The sequence below is a fragment of the Methanolobus profundi genome, from assembly GCF_900114835.1.
In the GTDB taxonomy this organism is placed as follows: domain Archaea; phylum Halobacteriota; class Methanosarcinia; order Methanosarcinales; family Methanosarcinaceae; genus Methanolobus; species Methanolobus profundi.
The window spans coordinates 76,758-94,030 of the sequence record NZ_FOUJ01000003.1; the positions used below are offsets into that span (position 1 = coordinate 76,758).

A 17,273-nucleotide genomic window follows, 5' to 3' on the forward strand; every position below is an offset into this window, starting at 1 on the left:
TGAGTTATTTATTTTGCACAGTGTTTTCGATTATATTCACCATAAATTCTGTAACTTCAATTGTATCTTCAAGTAATATTTTCTGTTTTTCTCTTCCCTTTTTTTTCAGATCAGGATCTTTTAACAACTCAATTGCCTTATTAACAGAATTTTGTTGACTTGCTTCGTCTAATTTGAAATTATAGACTAAATCATATTTTTCTTCTTCTTCATCTGTGTAACCGCGACCTGCAAAATCAGAGAATATAGCATGTGTACCTAGTACTGCACATTCAGATGCCATTGTTGCACTTTCACCATAGAGAAGAGTTGCATAATACAATAGATCATGCATTTTTTCTGGAGAAACTGTAACTCTATAAGGTTCGAATTCTGCATCAAGAGGCTTTTCAGATGTAATTAAAACACGACCAAATTTACTTAGTTCACTAACAGCCTTTCTTTTTATATCTAAAGATAAACCTGCACATCCTATATCGTGACTTGCGCCCCATGACACAAATCTCATAATAATAAAGGTATCATCTTCTGTAAGTCCTAACTCTTCAAGCACAGATACGTTAGGTGTGAAATATTTTGGAGAAAGATATGCAAGTTCATGGTAACCATTATACCTTACCTGTTTAGAACCTATTGATTTATTGTAACAATTAGGAGTAGCAATGGTTGAAACAAAAGGAAAAGAGAGAAAATCCTGTATTTTTCCATGTTCAGTATCATTAAACAGAATAGAGGGTTTATTCAATAAAAAAGAAACATGAGCCACATATACATTTCCTACTCCTCCAACCAGAATATCTGGATTGAACTTTTTAGCCAAGAAATACAATTTGAAGTCAATTAAGAGCATGTATAGTCCCTTCAAAATAGGATTGTTCTTATAAACACCTATTTCAGAATAAGCAATCCCATATGCCCGTAGCAAATCTAAAGTAACCTCCTTATTTCTTCCAGTAACTTTAACATCATGCCCTTTTGACTTTAAAATATCAATAGCATTCCTAAATTGATGGACATGAGCCGGATGTGAAAGATCAAACAGAAGGTTCATAATTATACCTTTGACATGTAATCTTTAATTAGTCCAAATGTCTCGTTTGCATGTTCTTTTGTAGATACACCTACAACAACCGATTCTATATTAGGTAATGAGAACAGATATTCATAGGCCTCTTTAGGTTTCAAATATCCTGAAGCAAGAGTACTCATAGCAAGAACATCAACATCGTATTGGCTTAAACACTTCTCACATTCCTCTTTTGAAGGATTCATTTGAAAACCTGCTTTGTTAAAAGAACACATAACCAATGGTTTATCTAAGCCCCATTCATCAAAGCTCTCAACTAATTTTACAAAGTTCATAGTTCCATATGCAGGTATTGCATTATAGTTCTCTTTTACATAGTTGTTAAAATACCTGAATATTTCAGGAGAATTCATTGAAAGTGCAAGATCTGTTAACACATTATGTAAGAAAATGGCTTTTACGTTTAAACCATTAAAAGGCAACATTTCGACATCAATAAAAGTTGAAAGTATACTGAAAAAATCCTGATTCAAAGCATTGATTCCGCCTTTAAGCATTATTTTTAACTTTGTGGAAGTACTTGCTGGCTCTAAGGTGTCTTTAAGCATACCTAAGATTCCAACTTCGTTAGCTTTTCTTACATAACCCTGAGCATAAGGAATTAGAGGATAAATATTCATATTCTTTGCAAGAGTTGAATCTGAGCGAATAGCATCTAGAATATATTTGGTTTTTGGATGAGTAGAAAGCATAATTCCTGTTCCACCCAAATCATAAAAATCACGAATAACATTAAGAATTCTATCTGAATCATTAAAATAGTCAGTTCTGCTTCTTGCTCTTTCTTGTGAAAAATGATCAACACCGATAAACTGATTGTGGCCCAAAATAATTGGATCTATGCTCATAAATTACCACCTTCTATTGAAGAATTAATAGTAGAAGACTTATATATGCCATCTACAACTTTTTGTACTTTCAATCCATCGTACACATTCAAGCCAGTATCTTTATTGTTTTTAACAGATTCAACCATATGCATATCTTCTCTAGTATATTCGGGTCCACCCAAATCAAAATAAACTCCATTATCTAAATCTTGCTTGTAATAAGTATTCCATTTAGAATCGGAATCACGGTAAATTTTTACAAAATCATTTGACACAATTAATAGACCATTCTCACCATGGATTTCGATTGTTATTTCAGGGAGACGATAATTCCTTACACTCCAAGAGGCATCTAAGTATCCTTCCAACCCAGACTCAAATAAGAAATATGAATGTACAAAATCTTCAACATCTCTTGAATAATAAGAATTAGTATGACCATTTAGTAGAGAAACATCACCAAAATACCATAACAATAAATCTACAATATGTGTAGCGAGGGTACTCAGCACTCCTCCTCCACTTTTATTCTTATTATACCTCCATCCTTTACCTTTTGAGAAATTCTGAGAAACATACATACTGGATTTAAAATAAATAAGTTTACCAATATCGTTATTGTCTAAAATTTCCTTTGCTTTCAGAAAAGTATCAGAGAAACGCATAGAATAACCAATCATATTAACAACAGGATTATGAGCAAGTTCTTCAATTAATGGTTTGCATTCAGCTACTGATGTGCTTAGAGGTTTTTCAACAAAAAAAGGAATGTTTGATTCTACACAATCCAAAGCCATTCCTATATGAGATGAAGTAGGCGTGGTAATATAAACTAAATCCAGGTCTTCATTCTTGATCATACTCGAATAATCACTATAAGTGGCTATTTTTGGAAGCACCTGCTTTAACGGTTTTAAAATAAGAGATTGGCTTTCTGCAATCGCAGTTACATTTGTTCCATTTAACATATTGAGTATTCCTGTGTGCAAAATACCCATTTTTCCCATTCCAATAATTCCAACATTAAGATTATCTTTCACTAAAATCACTCACCAAAAACAAGCAAACAATTAACATATACCAATTTTTTCATCATCGAGTTGATATAAATACGTTTTTTCACTATTCTTCGCTATTAAAAATGTTAAAATATTATTGATTAGCCAGTAAATGATTATTCTCCTGCATATCAAAGAGCATCGCAAATAATGTAAACTGTATACCTGTAATTAACAATAAAGCATCAAGTAATGGCATGTTTGTGGATACAGGCCAACCCGTAATCAGCTTTGATATGAAAATATAAGAACCTAACAATACACCCGATGGAACCAATACCATACCGAAAATATAGAATAATACTAGCGGATGGAAACTCATAACCATATATTTCATTTTTAGCCTCCACAAGAATTTGCGGAAAAGCATAACAGAAACTTTGCTAATATACCTACTATATTTTATCGATGATCGTTCCTGCCCATAGCGAGATGGCATTGGAATATCCATAACTTTGAAACCAAAAGTATTTAGTTTTATAAGCACATCATTACAATAACCATAATACGTGTAGAGACTGTTTATATCAATGTTAGATAAGGCCTTCTTGGATATTGCTGTATAGCCGTTTTGAGGATCCATGATATGCCAGTTTCCACTTGCAATTTTAGTTATCATTGTAAGCATGGAATTACCAAATGATCTCCATTTACTCATGCCTACACGATATTCCTCATGGAAAAGTCGATTTCCTTTTGTATAATCTGCTTTACCTTCGATAATTGGCATTAATAGATTTGGAAGCTGTAAAGGATTCATCTGATTATCGCCATTCATAATGACAGCAATATCCATGTTCTCTTTAAGTGCTTCCTGATAGCCATGCAAGTTTGCCGCACCAACACCCTGGTTAACTTCATGCGTAATGACACACAAACGAGGATCGTCAATAGACTCTAAGACCTGTGCAGTACTATCTGTACTGCAATCATTGACCACATATATACGGCTAATATAATCTGGCATTCCACTTATTGTCGTTCTGATCAATTTCTCTTCGTTGTAAGCAGCAACAACAACACCTATACGATATTTATGGAAAACACTATGGTCATACTCAAACAAAGGAGAAGCAGAAAGCAATTTAATATCATAACCTGCATTTTTCACATCCTGTAGAAGAGTAATCTCAACTGCAGTACCATTCTCATGAAATCGAAGCGAATCAACAGCGTTTGCTGAAAATGCAGTGAAGCCCATACATTGTTCTATTAAGCCTGTATCAATAGCAGTGTCACACATCAAAGAATGGTCGGGATAATCATCCATACCTATCAATGAGAGAACATCCTGATCCTTGAAGATAGTATTCCCGGACACAACATCAGCTTCAAGCCAGTATATAGGCTCTACAAGCCGGGGTATATCTTCAGGATTGTGGTAACCATTGGCATAAATTGTCACTATAATACGAGGTTTAAGTTCCTTTGCAGCACTAAAACCAGATCTTAAAGATTCCACCTTACCCATGTTCCTGTCATGGTGAACAACCCTGACACCAAGACTTTGAGCAATAAAAGCAGTTGCATCTTTACTGCAATCATCAACTACAATGATCTCGTCCACATAATGTTTAGCTTTTTTTATCACATCATGTATGTGAACTTCCTCATTGAACGCCGGAATCACAGCAACTATTGTCATATCCTACCACCCATTTTTCGTTTTGTTGCGCGCAGCCTCACACATGTAGAATCATATACGAGAGCGAGCTTTTAATGTAGATATGTGTTACACATATCCTTTGCACAGTATGAAGATAACTAATGCAATATAAAAGTTTCTCAACTGATATCAAATATGTTTTATAAAACTAGGTAAATATAACTGCTGACAAATATTATAACTTTGTTCGCAGCAGTACGAATATTGAGACCTCAATAGACAAATATCAAATAACCAGAATAGCATAGATTAAAACCATCCTACATAAATATGACCATTTGGTCATATACACAAAAAAAGAAATAACCGGTCAAAGCTCAGTGTTCATCATCCTTATGCAAACATTTCCCTGATATGGACAACGGGACGAAAAAGAAAGTTACCGGAAGCACACTCTTTAGACTCAGCGGATAATACACGGAACTTTCCACAATATGTACCGCCGCCATTCTCGGTACAGGTCATAGCCATAGGGTCAGCCTGTTCACACCTGCCGTAGTATTTGCACTTCATCATATCGCCTCAATATATAATTGTATGAATAATAATTAGAACTATAGCAATATATAACTTATTGGATAGAAGTGTACATTATTCTGCATTTACTCAATAGGCTCATACCTGAACCCAAAGCCCAGGTCCTTCAGTGCCAGAAGTGCCATGAACATCACAGCGAAGATGAAGAACACCGATAAGAAGCACGCAAAGTTGTAGTAGAAGAAATCCACACCTGAGAGATTTACGTTCATAAATACAAAAATGCTCAACGGCTCATTGTAAACAGGATAGAGGTATGTAAGACCGCCATCTGCAATATCATCCAGTAGCAAATGCGAAAGGAAAGCTGCCTCTGCGAATATCCCGAGGGATGTTGCCCTGGAAATGTTCCTATATATTATGTATCCGAGGAACAATGCAAGCACAAATGCCACCAGACCGAAGAAAAGTGAATGTGTTGGCATCGTGCCGATCGTTGTATGACGGAGGTTTCCATGTAATAGATAGTTCCATACTGCAGGAACATCAGGGAACACCGAACCTATACTTCCCACAACGAACAGCAGACCAAGATGCTTTGCATCCTTCAGACCCATCTCCCTGCGAAAGCCACTTCCAGCTATTGCAAAGATACCTACAAGTGAGATGCAGAATATGAAGAATGTAAGATGAACTGCTGGATAGGGCATAGTAATTATATACTAATTATAATTATATAAATCTGATGTCCTGTATTCAAAACTCTGAAAAACCATAAATACAGCAGATCATAATACTCTTTCAAATGTTCATCTTCGGCCACATAGGCATAAGCTATGGAATATTGCAGATACTGAAAAAGTATTCTAACCGATATCCCATCATTCCTGAAATTCCCACTGACCTGCCCATCATTGCATTTGCTGCCATGCTCCCGGACCTTATAGACAAGCCGATAGGCGAGGTCATACTTGCAGATTCCCTTGCTAACGGACGTATCTATGGCCACACACTCCTGTTCTGTATCCTGGTCCTAATGGTGTCGTTGTACGTATACAGAAGGAACTCCGACACACGCATACTTATCGTTCCTGTTGCCACCTTCCTGCATCTGATGGAAGACAGGATTTGGATGACACCACAGACATTGTTCTGGCCGCTCATGGGATGGGAATTCCCTGATGGATATCAGTCAGCCGGAATACTCGACTATTTCCTGAGCATATTCAGGAACGCATATACACCCGAAGCAAGCTACGTATTTCTCTCCGAGATACTTGGAATTTTAATTATGATAATTGCATGGATCAGACATCATAAGAATGCTAGAAAACATACATAATAAAATTGTGTATTGTCCTATTTACAGATCAAAAAGCCAAACTATTTCTATAATGGTGCAGATATTTCTTTGAAACTTACACTAATATACAAATGGATATATACAATTGTCTTGCACTGAATACCTAATAATAACATAGCTTTTCCATGGTCGGGAAAATGAATGAGAACATAGAAAAGAACAAAAGGCTCAAAAAACTTGTCACACTGTCAGAGGAACTCTTCCGTAGTCCTGTAAACAACATAGACTACCAGAAGATCACAGATAACCTCCTGGAAATATCAGATGCAAGATATGCAGCTTTCATTCAATTCAATGAAAGGACAAGATCATATTTTACAACGGCCATCTCAGGAGCTTCCGGGAATCTGGAAAAAGCCTGCGCTATCCTCGGCTTTAACCTTGAAGGTAAAGAATGGCAATTTGACCCCATACTTGAAAATAGGATCAAGAAAGGAAATATTTCCCGCTTCCCGGCCATACACGAGCTAACTGCAGACATATTCCCTGAAAGACCGATATTCCTGCTTGAGAATGCATTCAGAGTAGGGGAGACAATTGTAGCGAATATATTTCGTGAGGACATAAACTTCGGATACTTCGTACTGGTCATGCCATCTGGAATTACATTTCAGGATGAGGACATAATAGGGATCTATACCAGACAGGTAGGCCTCCTTCTGGAACGTAAGAAGACAGAAGAAGAGCTCCAGTTCCAATACAATTTCCAGAAAATGGTATCAGATATATCTGCAGGCTTTCTCAGTATGGATGACGATGGCCTGGATGAAATGCTCGACGATACCATTAGAGCATGCGGTGAATTGTTCAATATGGACAGGGCCTACATATCCATAATATCCGATGACTGGAAAGAGATAACTGTCACTAATATATGGTGTGCTCCAAAAGTGGATGATCCCACCCGGAAGCAAAGAATATTCAGTTTAGAAGAGCACACCTGGTTCAAAGAAGTGATAACAGGACAGGAGTACATACTCATACCTGATACAGAGGAAATGGGCATTGAGCGTGCTGCTCTGAAGAAGGACCTGATAAAGAATTCCATCAGATCGCTCCTCAGTATACCCCTGGAAAAGAAAGGAACTTATTTCGGTTTTATCGGATTTGACAGCGTCAGAAGAAAATGTACCTGGACAAAAGAGCAAATATCACTCCTGAAGATAGTGGCAGGGATAATATCCAGCACGTTCGAGAAAAGAGAAGATAAAAAGGAACGACTCCTGAAAGAGAAACAGCTTGAGAGCGCCCAGAGAATAGGACACATAGGAAGCTGGGAGATCGATCTGAACACAGATAGTGTTTACGCATCGCAAGAAGCATTCTCCATATATGGACTTGATAACAGAAATCCAACCATCAGGGAAATACAGTCCTTGGTGCTCCCTGAATATCGTCCAATGCTTGACAAAGCACTCTATGAGCTCATTGAACAGAACAGAACGTATGACGTAGAGTACAGTATAATAAGACCTGCTGATGGAGTGATCAGCCACATACACTCAGTAGCTGAATATGATCCGGCCAGCAACACAGTGACCGGAACTATCCAGGATATAACCGAACGTAAAGATGCACAGGAAAAACTTGCAGAGGAAGAGACCTGGAGACGTATCCTCATAGAAAATTCAATTGACGGCATAGTGGTCCTTGATGCTCAGGGCAGCGTATACGAGACTAACGATCGCTTTGCGGAAATGCTTGGATACAGCCACGAAGAAGTGCAAAGACTTCGCATATGGGACTGGGATGAAAAGTGGACACGCGAAGATCTACTTGAAATGCTTAATAATGCACATGAGAATCGTGGGTATTTTGAGACAAAACATATACGCAAAGACGGGAAAGTTATCGACGTCGAGATCAGTTCCAGTAGTGCAATATGTAGTGGCAGGAAACTGATATTCTGTGTTTGCAGAGAGATCTCTGACAGGAAACGCTCTGAAGAACAAATGCAGAAATGGACACAAACACTGGACCTCGCACTTGAAGCAACGCATGCAGGCATATGGGACCTTGACCTGACGAATGGGAACATAGAACTTCAGGGACTTGAGAGCTGGAACAAGATCACCGGCTATATAATAGATGATTTTCCCGAATTCGATCTGAAAATATGGGAACGAATGATACATCCGGATGACCTTGAACGTGTTTCCGGGAAACTGCAGGATGTCATTGAAGGAAATGAAAAATACTTCATATCAGAATATAGGATCCTCCACAAGAATGGACAATGGGTGTGGGTCCGTGCACAGGGAAGGATCGCACAATATGACCCTGAAGGCATGCCACTTCACATGTACGGGACTCACATCAGCATCGATGAAAATAAAAAAGCTGAAGAGAATGCCAAAAAAGCGAGTCAGGCAAAGTCGGAGTTCCTTGCCAATATCAGCCATGAGATGCGTACACCACTTAATGGCATCATTGGTTTTATGGATCTGCTCCAGCAAACCGAACTGACCCAGAGACAGTCAAATTACATGAACACGATATCTACTTCCGCATCTTCCCTTCTTGACCTTATAAACGACGTCCTTGACCTGTCAAAGATAGAGGCTGGAAAACTGGAGCTGGACACCGAAAGAACAGACCTTATACAACTATGTGAAGACATAGTGGATATGTTAAAGCACAGGGTCCATGAAAAGGATCTTGAACTATTAATGGACATACCAGTAGATCTTCCATGGAACATCATTGTAGACAAACTAAGATTGAGACAGGTACTTGTCAATCTTATAGGGAATGCAATAAAGTTCACCAGCACAGGAGAGATCGAACTGAAGGTAGAGGTCTTTGATATACATGAAACCTCTGAAAGAAAGAAGTTCATATTCTCTGTGAGGGACACAGGGATCGGCATATCTGAAGATAGTGTATCGAAGATCTTCGAGTCCTTTTCTCAGGCCGATGGGTCCATTACAAGAAAATACGGTGGCACTGGACTTGGACTGAGCATCTCCAGCGAAATTCTGGACAAAATGGGTTCCAGACTGGAACTGGAAAGTGAACAAGGAAAAGGTAGCAGGTTCTTCTTTACAGTTGATCTGCCAGTGGAAGAGAACATACCCCATTATACCATGCCCCTGTTCGATCATAAAAAAGCCCTCATAGCTGATGATAATCCAGGGAACTGCTCCATACTGGAAAAAATGCTAAGAACATTATCCATTGAGACAGATACTGTCACAGGCTATGCGGACATATTAACAATACTTGAAAATGAAGAGGATCATGGATACGACCTGCTACTGATCGATAAGCACATGCTTTCTGAAGAAGAGGTCCAAAACATCCTCACAGTACTTACTGATAGAAGTGAGGTCAATGGACATCCATCAGTTGTAATGATGCATAAGTCCAATGACATGTCCATCATGCATGAAAAAGTTGGCACTATAAAATATACAGATATAGTCAAGCCGGTCAAAATGAAAGACCTCATTGATGCAATATCCACCTCCTCCCCAGGAGAAAAGCCGGAGGATAAGCATGAAGCTGTAAGCACCCTTCCGCTTGACGTTGCAGCCAATAAAAGACATAGCATCCTTATAGCCGAGGATAATGAGACAAATATGATACTTGCATCTACGATCATAAGCAACCTCTTGCCTGAAGCTGAAATATTACAGGCAAAGGATGGGCGTGATGCAGTAAAAATATACATGGAACACCGACCAGATCTTGCCTTCATGGACATACAGATGCCTGAGGTCAGTGGCTATGATGCCACAGCCATGATAAGGGATATTGAAAGTGAGAATGGCAACAATATGCCCATTATCGCACTTACCGCTGGCATACTTAAAGGGGAAAGGGAAAAATGCCTTCAGGCCGGCATGAACGATTATATTACAAAACCAATAGTTACCGATACCATCCATAATGTACTGAGGAAGTGGCTGCCCGGACAGAGTGAAATTAAGGACATATCCACCACTAAAAATGATAAAGTGACCATGGATAAGGTCCACTTTAACAATGAACTCCTTATCCAAAGTACCAGAGGTGACCGGGAGCTATACGACAATCTCATTTCACTTGCATTGAAGTCTTTTGACCGCAATTACGATGAACTAGCTGATTCCTTCGCCCAGAACGATATGGACATGTTGAAAAGAAAAGCACATAACTGTAAGGGCACTGCCCTGAACATCGGATTCGGCATAATAGCAGACATTGCCAGTGACCTGGAACACGCAGCTATCAATGACAATACATTGATACCAGGATTAATGGAAATGATGGAGGAGGAACTTTCTCTCCTTAAAGAACTCCTGAATAAAGATAAATGATCAATAATACTTTTTGTGAAGTTACCCTTTGTATTCCCTATGAGATACGCCTACTAAATAAATTGATCACATATCAAGTTTAATGAAATTGGATGAATTGAATAAATTTATATAAACTGACACACTTTTATGGCATAATAATTGGTGGGAAAATGGAAAACAAAACTTACATCCACCCCTCTGCTAAGCTCTATGGAACCAGCAGCTTGGGGGAAAACTCAGTTGTTCTGGAGAATGCCATCATTGGGTATCCTCAGCACGGCATACTGACAGAGAGTATCAGATCAGGCAAGGATATAGAAGAATATGAGGGAGCCGGTACAGTGATCGGCAAGAATGCTTTCATAAGAGCAGGCACCACGATATTCAGTAATGTCATAACAGGGGATAACTTCAAGACCGGACATAATGCCATGATAAGGGAGAACACCACCATAGGAGATAATGTTCTTGTTGGCACCAATGTGATAATCGATGGTAACGTGACCATTGGTAATAATGTCAGTATCCAGGGAAATGTCTACATACCCACCCATGTGACCATCGAGGATAATGTGTTCATCGGACCATGCGCAGTACTTGCCAACGACAGATATCCCATAAGAGGAGAGTATCATCCTGAAGGACCCATTCTCAGGAAAGGAGCATCCATAGGTGCAAATGCCACACTCATACCCGGAGTGGAGATAGGCGAAGGAGCAATGGTAGCGGCCGGTGCACTCGTAACAAAAGATGTACCAGCATGGAAACTTGCCATCGGATGTCCTGCAAAGATGACCGACCTTCCTGAGAAACTACATCAGATTAACCAGATATGATACAACATATCCAGAACATGAACGTGTATTACAATATTGTACATTATAATAGTGGAGTTATAACATGATACCTATTGCAAAACCACAGCTTGACGAGACAGAGATACAGGCTGTGACCGACGTCCTGCGTTCCGGCATAATAGCTGAGGGACAACGTGTAAAAGATTTTGAACAGGCATTTGCTGAATACACAGGCACAGAACATGCTGTGGCTGTAAACTCAGGTACTGCTGCCCTTCATGCTGCAATACTTGCCCATGGGATCGGAAAGGGAGATGAGGTCATAACAAGCTCTTTCAGCTTCATAGCCACTGCGAACTCCATACTTTTCACCGGAGCTAAGCCAGTGTTCGCAGATATCAGTGCAGACACGTTCAACATCGACCCACATATGATCGAAGAGAAGATAACACCTGCAACAAAGGCGATCATGCCTGTGCACCTCTATGGCCATCCTGCAGAAATGGATGCTATAAAGGATATAGCAGAGGACCGCGGGCTAATATTGCTGGAAGATGCATGCCAGGCGCACGGAGCCACATACAAAGGAAAGAAGGTCGGTTCATTCGGTACAGGTTCATTCAGCTTCTACCCTACAAAGAATATGACCACCAGCGAAGGTGGCATTATAACTACCAACGATGAAGAAGTGGCATCTAAGGCACGCATGATACGTGCACACGGCTCTAAACAGCGATATCTGCATGAGATGTTAGGATTCAACCTCCGTATGACAGACATATCTGCAGCTATCGGAATTGCACAGCTAAAGAAACTTCCTGATTACACATCCAGAAGACAGCACAATGCTAAATTGCTCACCGAAAAGCTCAGTAATATAGAATGGATAAAGTGCCCCGAGGTCAAAGAGAATTGCACCCATTCATTCCACCAGTACACTGTTCGTACACAGGACAGGGATGAACTTTCCGACTATCTGAGAATAAAGGAAATAGGTACTGGCATCTATTACCCGATACCCATCCACAGACAACCATACTATAAGGAACTGGGTTATAATGACTCACTGCTTGCAACAGAGAAAGCTTCCAGAGAAGTACTATCCTTACCAGTACATCCGGGCATCACAGATGAGGACATAGATACCATTGCCAATGCAATTGAAAGCTGGGGTGGTCCTTCATGTTGAAAGTAGGTGTGATCGGTGCGGGAGCAATGGGAAAGAACCATATCCGCATATATAGTGAGATGCCTGACGTTGAGCTTGTCGGGATATCAGATATCGATAAGGACCTCGTGGAAGCACTTGCACAACAATACGGTACGAAAGCATTTACAGATTACAGGAAAATGCTCGCTGAAGGCCTTGACGCTGTAAGCATCGTAGTTCCCACTAAGATGCACAGGCAGGTGGCCATCGAAGCAATAGAGGCAGGCGCCCACGTGCTTGTGGAAAAACCTATCGCAGATACCGTAGAGAATGCAGAGGCCATCATAAAGGCTGCTGAAGAAAATGACCGTCTGGTAATGGTCGGTCATATAGAGAGGTTCAATCCGGCGGTGATCAAACTAAAAGAGATGATCAGCGAAGGACTCTTAGGTAAGGTCGTCTCCATATCCACAACAAGAGTAGGACCTTATAACCCAAGAATAAGGGATGTAGGAGTGATCCTCGATATAGGCGTACATGACATTGACATCATATCATACCTGTACGGTACACATGTGAACCAGGTATATGCAGTGGCTGGTGCAGACATACATTCTTTTGAGGACCATGCAACCATCCATATGCGCCTGGACCATGAATATTCCGGGCTTGTAGAAGTTAACTGGCTTACACCACACAAGGTCAGAAAGTTAACTGCCGTGGGTGTTGGTGGTGTTGCCTACCTTGATTATATCGACCAGACAGTGGAACTCCATGATAGCGGCTGGATCAGGAAAGCAAAGATCGACCCGAAAGAGCCACTGAAGAACGAACTTGAATACTTCATAGATTGTATTAACAGCGGAAAACAGCCGGAACCTTCCGGAGAGGATGGCAAGCATGCCCTAAAGGTAAGCCTAGCTGCCATCAGCTCATATAAAGATGCAAAATTGATAGAGATAAAAGAGTGATCATCATGAGCCATAAACTTGAGAATATACTAAAAGAGAGAGGACCCATCAAAAAGATAGGTGTCATTGGCATGGGATATGTAGGAATACCTGCTGCAGCCCTTTTTGCTGATTCTGATAAGTTCGACCTTGTACTGGGATTCCAGAGGGATTCACCTTCATCCGGTTACAAGATAGAGATGCTCAACCGTGGAGAAAGTCCCCTGAAGGGAGAAGAACCAGGTCTTGAGGAACTGCTCAAGAAGGTAGTCGATGCAGGTAAGTTCGTATGTACACCGGACTTTTCAAGAATATCAGAACTTGATGCCATCACTCTTGCAATACAGACACCTTTTGCAGACCCAAAGGCACTTGAACCGGACTTTGGAGCACTCAAGGAAGGTATCCGTAATGTGGGTAGATACCTCAGACCAGGTATGCTCGTGGTGCTGGAATCCACAATAACACCAGGCACTACGGACAGTATGGCAAAGGAGATACTTGAAGAGGAGTCAGGCCTGAAAGCAGGAGAGGATTTTGCACTTGCACACGCTCCGGAAAGAGTAATGGTCGGAAGGCTTCTACGTAACATACAGGAACATGACCGTATCGTTGGTGGTATCGATCAGCCAAGTACCGACAGAGCAGTTGAACTTTACAGCCCGGTACTTACAAAAGGTAAGGTCATCCCTATGAGCGCTACTGCAGCCGAGGTAACAAAGACCGCAGAGAACACCTTCAGGGACCTGCAGATCGCAGCGGCCAACCAGCTTGCACTCTACTGTGAGTCCATGGGCATCAATGTATATGATGTCAGAGCAGGGATCGACAGTCTCAAAGGTGAAGGTATCACCAGGGCAATACTCTGGCCAGGAGCCGGTGTTGGTGGACATTGCCTGACCAAGGATACATACCACCTCGAACGTGGTGTTAAACTTGGAACTGAAGCTCTTGATTATCCACAGGATGCAGAATCTATCTACGTACTTGCACGCAGGGTCAATGATTTCATGCCCGTTCACATGTACAATCTGACAGTTGCTGCACTCCACAGACTTGGCAAGGACATTAAAGGTTCAAAGATAGCAATGCTCGGCTGGGCATTCATTAACGATTCAGATGATGCACGTAACCCACCTTCCGAACCTTACAGGGACATGGTTATCGAAGCAGGTGCAGAACTGATGATACATGACCCACACGTACTGAACTATCCCGATGTCGAGATCCACAAGGACATGAACAAGGTTATTTCCGGTTCAGATGTTGTAGTGATCTTCACCGGTCACAAGGAATACTTCAATCTGAGACCTGATGATGTGAAAGGAATGACAGGAAATGAACATACTGTGATCATAGATGGAAGGAATGTTATTGACCCTGACATGTTCATAGATTCAGGATTTATATACAAGGGAATTGGACGTGGCGACAAGAATGGTCACGAAATAAAAAGCTGATACCAGTTTCAGGCCAGGGTGGGAATTTATTCCCGCTCTTGATCATCCCTGTCTTTTTTGTCTTTTTTCCACCTGATATTCACAAGAATGAGTATCACAAAAAGTATCTGTGCAATGGTCACCCCTATACCATCAGCAAGAAGGTCATGTATGCTTGATGACCGGCCTGGCACGAATGACTGATGAAACTCATCCGTAATGCCATATATTATACCAAGGACGATTGCAAAGATAGCTGCATACTTCCTCAGTAAGACATGGTCAGAGTGCCTGAATGTCAGATGTAAAAGTACTCCCAAACCAAAATACAGGAACATATGGGCTACCTTGTCCATGTGTTGGTAGGCATAGGCTGCAATGTCAATGAAAATATCCAGACCAAGTTCTTTAAAGATATCTGCCAATTGATACATTATAGGTATCTTGAACACGGAGGAAGGAACACTCAAATTCGCCTGGGATGACAGATAGAATATGAATCCTGCATATAGTACTGTAAGAGCGATCAGGATATTCTTTTTATTGCCAGCATAATCGAATCTCTGGATACGGGAAATAATATCAAGGGAAATCCTGAGAACGTAAAGAACATGAAGTGCCAGATAAGCTACATATCTGTTGTTTTTTAAGTTTTGCATAAAACCCTGAATATATAATGGCAACAAAGTTAAAATAATTATCCGGCCATTCAGCCAATTATCTCTTCAAGTCCTTTATAAAGATCCATCTTTGGTTCAAACCCAATTGCATTGGCCTTTGATATATCTGCATAGCTGTGTTTGATATCACCTGGCATAGCATCACGATATTCAATTTCCAGATCCTTGTCAAAGATATCAAGGACGATCTGTGCCAATTCTTTGACGCTAGTGACCTTGCCAGTCCCTACGTTATAGACCTCGCCATTGTCCCCTTTTCCATTTGCAAGAAGCCTTATCATATTGACAACATCATGAGCAGAGACAAAGTCCCTTGTCTGGGATCCATCGCCAAAGATGATCGGTGGCTGGCCTTCTTTCACACGACCTATGAATTTGGATATGACACCTGAATAGGGATTTGAAGGATCCTGCCTTGGACTGTAGATATTAAAAGGTCTTATACAGACCGTGGGCAGACCATAAGCATGATGATACATGCTGCAATATTTCTCACCACAGAACTTGCTGGCACCATAGGGAGACATAGGGTTCTGAGGATGACTTTCATCTATCGGAAGATATTCCGGATCCCCATAGACAGCAGCTGAACTTATGTATATGAACTTTTCAGGATTGCCTGCACGGGCTCCTTCAAGTAAGTTGAGAGTGCCAAATACATTATTGTCAGCATCGAACATCGGATCATCCATAGACCTTGCAACACTGATCTGAGCAGCTGTATGGATAATTATATCGAACTCACCTGCCATTTCCCTGGCAACAGGTGACCTTATATCTTCTTTAATGAAATGTACATTGTCCAGGAGGTCTGGCTCTTTACCTGAGGAAAGGTTGTCAAGGACCGTAACCTCATAGTCATTCTGCATACTATCAACAAGGTAGCTGCCAACCTGACCTATACCCCCGGTTATAAGTACCTGCTTCATGGACATATGAGAGTGAATAAAGTATAATTAGATTACCCTGTAAAAGATATCAATACAGTAGTTATAACAGTCAACAAGTATCCTACGCAATAATAACAAAAAAGTCAAAAGAAGATGAAGAACTTAGCAGGCAGTTCGCACCTGATCTAAGCCCCTTTGAACACTCCCTGATGCAGCACGTTCCATACAATGGAGAGTACAGAACATATCCTCACGTGCATAGTCCTCGTAGATATAGATAGGACTGCCGCATGTTGCACATTTCTTTTCTACTAATTTCATTCGTACCACCTTAAGCATTTTTGACATATGCCACAAAAAGGACATATGTTCTATATATTCAATGACAATAACCCGATTGTCAAGTGTACATTGGAGAATGATACTATATAAATTTATGTTTGATGCCAAAAATGATACTCATAATGATGAGCATAGTGTGCGTCGTTGCACAAATGGGAAAACATTATTATATAATAATCAGTCATTAACCGGAAGGAGTGGTGATAGACATTGTTCATACGATCATCACCGGGAACAGTAAATACATATATTATAATAGTA

15 protein-coding genes are annotated in these 17,273 nt (G+C 40.5%); 6 read left to right on the top strand and 9 right to left on the bottom strand.

Annotated features, from left to right (window positions below):
* Positions 1–4: 4 nt before the first annotated feature.
* The 6 genes from BM008_RS07925 to BM008_RS07950 form a co-directional block, all read right to left on the bottom strand.
* Positions 5–1,051 (bottom strand): DUF354 domain-containing protein, encoded by a 1,047-nt coding sequence (locus BM008_RS07925; protein ID WP_091935861.1) that lies wholly within the window; start codon positions 1,049–1,051, stop codon positions 5–7.
* A gap of 2 nt (positions 1,052–1,053) precedes the next feature.
* Positions 1,054–1,935 (bottom strand): hypothetical protein, encoded by an 882-nt coding sequence (locus BM008_RS07930; RefSeq protein ID WP_091935863.1) that lies wholly within the window; start codon positions 1,933–1,935, stop codon positions 1,054–1,056.
* Positions 1,932–2,957 carry a Gfo/Idh/MocA family protein gene (locus tag BM008_RS07935; protein ID WP_091935864.1) on the bottom strand — a complete coding sequence of 342 codons (1,026 nt, stop codon included), beginning with the start codon at positions 2,955–2,957 and terminating at the stop codon, positions 1,932–1,934. Before BM008_RS07935 ends, BM008_RS07930 begins: the two co-directional genes overlap by 4 nt.
* Positions 2,958–3,069: 112 nt before the next feature.
* On the bottom strand, positions 3,070–4,620 hold the full coding sequence (locus BM008_RS07940; RefSeq protein ID WP_091935866.1) for a glycosyltransferase family 2 protein: 1,551 nt from the start codon (positions 4,618–4,620) through the stop codon (positions 3,070–3,072).
* 354 nt (positions 4,621–4,974) lie between these two features.
* Entirely contained in the window at positions 4,975–5,157 is a 183-nt protein-coding gene (locus BM008_RS07945; RefSeq protein ID WP_143072315.1) for a hypothetical protein, read from the bottom strand.
* An 86-nt stretch (positions 5,158–5,243) separates the two neighbouring features.
* Positions 5,244–5,828 (bottom strand): metal-dependent hydrolase, encoded by a 585-nt coding sequence (locus BM008_RS07950; protein ID WP_091935869.1) that lies wholly within the window; start codon positions 5,826–5,828, stop codon positions 5,244–5,246.
* 95 nt (positions 5,829–5,923) lie between these two features.
* Here BM008_RS07950 and BM008_RS07955 point away from each other — a divergent pair, with 95 nt between their 5' ends.
* From BM008_RS07955 to BM008_RS07980, 6 genes are all read left to right on the top strand, one after another.
* Entirely contained in the window at positions 5,924–6,460 is a 537-nt protein-coding gene (locus BM008_RS07955; RefSeq protein WP_091935871.1) for a metal-dependent hydrolase, read from the top strand.
* Positions 6,461–6,618: 158 nt separating this feature from the next.
* Entirely contained in the window at positions 6,619–10,782 is a 4,164-nt protein-coding gene (locus tag BM008_RS07960) for a GAF domain-containing hybrid sensor histidine kinase/response regulator (protein WP_177188021.1), read from the top strand.
* 152 nt (positions 10,783–10,934) lie between these two features.
* Positions 10,935–11,600 (top strand): acyltransferase, encoded by a 666-nt coding sequence (locus BM008_RS07965; protein WP_091935874.1) that lies wholly within the window; start codon positions 10,935–10,937, stop codon positions 11,598–11,600.
* Between the two features lie 64 nt (positions 11,601–11,664).
* On the top strand, positions 11,665–12,750 hold the full coding sequence (locus BM008_RS07970) for a DegT/DnrJ/EryC1/StrS family aminotransferase (RefSeq protein WP_091935876.1): 1,086 nt from the start codon (positions 11,665–11,667) through the stop codon (positions 12,748–12,750).
* On the top strand, positions 12,744–13,682 hold the full coding sequence (locus BM008_RS07975) for a UDP-N-acetylglucosamine 3-dehydrogenase (RefSeq protein ID WP_177188022.1): 939 nt from the start codon (positions 12,744–12,746) through the stop codon (positions 13,680–13,682). Before BM008_RS07970 ends, BM008_RS07975 begins: the two co-directional genes overlap by 7 nt.
* 5 nt (positions 13,683–13,687) lie before the next feature.
* Positions 13,688–15,121 (top strand): nucleotide sugar dehydrogenase, encoded by a 1,434-nt coding sequence (locus tag BM008_RS07980; protein ID WP_091936321.1) that lies wholly within the window; start codon positions 13,688–13,690, stop codon positions 15,119–15,121.
* A 26-nt stretch (positions 15,122–15,147) separates the two neighbouring features.
* Here BM008_RS07980 and BM008_RS07985 read toward each other — a convergent pair whose 3' ends face one another.
* The 3 genes from BM008_RS07985 to BM008_RS14900 all read right to left on the bottom strand — a co-directional run bounded on the left by BM008_RS07985 (position 15,148) and on the right by BM008_RS14900 (position 16,991).
* Positions 15,148–15,759 carry a VanZ family protein gene (locus tag BM008_RS07985; protein ID WP_091935879.1) on the bottom strand — a complete coding sequence of 204 codons (612 nt, stop codon included), beginning with the start codon at positions 15,757–15,759 and terminating at the stop codon, positions 15,148–15,150.
* Positions 15,760–15,809: 50 nt separating this feature from the next.
* A complete protein-coding gene (locus BM008_RS07990) occupies positions 15,810–16,709 on the bottom strand; it encodes an NAD-dependent epimerase/dehydratase family protein (RefSeq protein WP_091936323.1) in 900 nt (299 codons plus the stop codon).
* A gap of 123 nt (positions 16,710–16,832) precedes the next feature.
* Positions 16,833–16,991, bottom strand: coding sequence for a hypothetical protein (locus BM008_RS14900; protein WP_177188023.1), 159 nt, complete (start codon positions 16,989–16,991; stop codon positions 16,833–16,835).
* Between the last annotated feature and the right edge of the window lie 282 nt (positions 16,992–17,273).